The sequence below is a fragment of the Candidatus Neomarinimicrobiota bacterium genome (assembly GCA_036476315.1).
Classification (GTDB): Bacteria; Fidelibacterota; Marinisomatia; order Marinisomatales; family S15-B10; genus JAZGBI01.
This window is the reverse complement of the sequence record JAZGBI010000102.1, coordinates 1-2,762: the sequence shown is the minus strand read 5'-3', so window position 1 is coordinate 2,762 and position 2,762 is coordinate 1. Positions and strand designations below refer to the sequence as shown.

The window sequence follows — 2,762 nt, the reverse complement described above, 5'->3', positions numbered from 1 at the left end:
CCGTGTGAAGCCATCCTTCATCATCAATCACCTCCCGCGTCGCTTCTTCACTCTTGAAATATCCTTTCATGTTATTGGGTCCTCTATTGAGGATTTCCCCGTCATCCGCAATCCTCACCTCCACGCCAGGTATGGGCATTCCGACCGTACCAAATTTGAAGGATTCGAGGCGATTTACTGTCATCACGGGACTCGTCTCCGTAAGGCCGTAGCCTTCAAGAATCATAATATCCGCGGAAGCGAAGAATTCCCCGATTTCGGCCGACAGGGGCGCGGCTCCCGATACGAAAAACCTCAATCGCCCTCCCAAACGTTGCTTCAATTTGGAGAATACCAGTTTGTCTGCGACGGAGAATTTCATCTTCAGACCCACGGGGAGAGGCCGATTCCTCTGCCTGTACTCTACCGCCTTTCGTCCCACCCTGACGGCCCACCAGAAGATTTTCTGTCTCAGCGGAGGATCGCTCGCCACTTTCTCCAGAACGCGGGCATACATTTTCTCATACAGACGAGGGACACTCGTCATGACGGTAGGCCTCACTTCCGAAATGTTCTCGGCTACCGTGTCAATACTTTCAGCGTAGTAGACTGTCGCCCCAACGGTAAACGCGGTGTAGTGCCCCGCCATACGTTCAAAACTGTGGCTCAGCGGAAGGAAGGAGAGAAAAACGTCATTTTCGTTCATGGGGATTGTCTGAAGCGCCGACCTGACGTTGGATATGAGATTGTTGTGAGTTAGCATGACACCCTTGGGATCCCCCGTAGTCCCACTGGTGTAAACGAGCGTTAACAAATCGTCCGGGGCAACCGAATTCGCCCTCTCAAGGAAATCGAAGGCTGCAGACTCCTTCCCGGCTTTCCCCATCTCCAAAAGGTCGTGAAAAGTGTGAACGTTGTCCTTGCTCAAACGGTCATCGTTCATGACTATCATTCTTTCCAGAAATTTGCTCTGATCAAAGAACTCCAGTACCTTGTCTGCCTGTTCCCTGTTCTCCACAAATATGGCCCTCGATTGGGAATCGTCCAGTATGAATTGAATCTGCGCCGGGGGCAGAGTGGGATAAACTGTAACGGTGACGCCACCCATGGAGGTAATCGCATAATCGCCCATGGCCCAGTGGGGATTGTTGTTGGAGAGAATTGCGACACGGTCTCCCCTGTCGACACCCAGGGAAGCCAGTCCGTGGGCCAGTTCTTCGACTTCTCTGCGAACATCTCGAAAGGAGAGCGTGCTCCATGCCCCCTTCTGCTTATAACCGTAGACATCCTTGTCGCCATATCTTTCGCAAACATCGAGGAACATCTCAGGGATGGTGGCATAATTATTGTTCATGTGGACCTCCCAGTGAAGGATTTCTATTCCGCAGGGGGAAATATATTGACATTTTTCCGACGAAGTCTATACTTTTCCCTGCTCTGAAATGCGAATTGGCGGGATGGCGAAGTTGGTAGATACGTCCCGATCGATATCGGGATGGTTGCTACACCTGGACAGTCAAAGTGTTCTTTGAATCGCCGGGATGGCGGAATTGGTAGACGCGCCTGACTCAAAATCAGGTGGTGGCGACACCGTGAGAGTTCGAGTCTCTTTCCCGGCACAACCTGGCACTATCTAACTGTTGACACGGCCTGCTTCCGTGAGGTATCTTTTGAGTGTGAGACCTATTCTCAGAGCTGCGGCTCTCCTCTTGTGCACGGCTTCCTTCGCAAACGCGCAATTCTATTTCGGCCGGAACAAGATACAGTACCATCCCTTTTCCTGGAACGTCCTTTCCACCCCTCACTTCGAAATATATTACTACGAAGAAGAGGCGGAGCTGGCCGCGGTAGGCGCCCACTTCGCCGAAGAGGCGTTTCGCGATCTGGAGAAGAAATTCAATTTCACCCTGGTAAAGAAAGTTCCCCTCATCTTTTACAGTTCCCATCTCCATTTTCAACAAACAAATACGATTCCCTACCTCATTCCTGAAGGGGTGGGCGGTTTCTTTGAATTCGTCAAGGGTCGGGTGGTTATTCCCTACGATGGCTCCACCTATCAGTTCAAACGAGTGATCATTCACGAACTGGTCCACGTTTTCATGCACAATAAGGTAGCCCATATCCTGAGCCTTCACAACGTCGTGACCTATCGCTCGCCTCCCCTCTGGTTCACGGAAGGATTGGCAGAATTCTGGGCATCGAGATGGGACTCGAAATCAGAAATGGTAATAAGAGATGCGCTGTTGAACGACTATCTGGTCCCTCTTGACAGGCTGGACCTGGCATCGTCAGGATTCCTACTCTACAAAGAGGGGCAATCGTTTCTCCGTTTCATCGATTCCGTTTACGGAACCGATAAGATATTGTTGATCATGGAAGGAATCTGGAAGGACAACGATTTCTATGAAGTCATTGAGCTCACTCTGGGAAAAGACTTTTCGGAGATCGTGGACGAGTGGAAATACTGGTACAAAAAGAGAATATATCCACTCCTGGACACAAAAGACGTTGCCAGAGTGGCATCCCTCCCAGTGACTGAACAGGGCCTTAGCAGTGCCCCGGTTTACTACTCTTCTGAAGACGTCGACAACGTCATTTTTCTAACCAATAGAACTGGTTATTCGGACATTTACATTCAGGTTCTTCCCCTGGATTTTCAAGGCACAAGCCCGGAACTGCTGCTGAAGGGAGAAAGGAAAGCGGAACTTGAATCACTCCACTTCCTCCGCACCGGAATCGATGTGAACAGCGAGGGAGTTCTTGTGTTCCCCTCCAAATCGGGC

At 50.6% G+C, this 2,762-nt stretch carries 2 protein-coding genes and 1 tRNA gene; 2 read left to right on the top strand and 1 reads right to left on the bottom strand.

The genetic code is table 11. The features are described 5' to 3' along the window. A partial coding sequence (locus tag V3U24_10845) for a long-chain fatty acid--CoA ligase (GenBank protein MEE9167939.1) occupies positions 1-1,333 on the bottom strand: 1,333 nt, incomplete at its 3' end. Between the two features lie 181 nt (positions 1,334-1,514). Here V3U24_10845 and V3U24_10840 point away from each other — a divergent pair. Both V3U24_10840 and V3U24_10835 read left to right on the top strand, forming a co-directional pair. Next, positions 1,515-1,598 (top strand) — tRNA-Leu (locus V3U24_10840). A 51-nt stretch (positions 1,599-1,649) separates the two neighbouring features. Next, positions 1,650-2,762 (top strand): hypothetical protein (locus V3U24_10835; protein ID MEE9167938.1); only part of this gene is annotated, 1,113 nt, incomplete at its 3' end.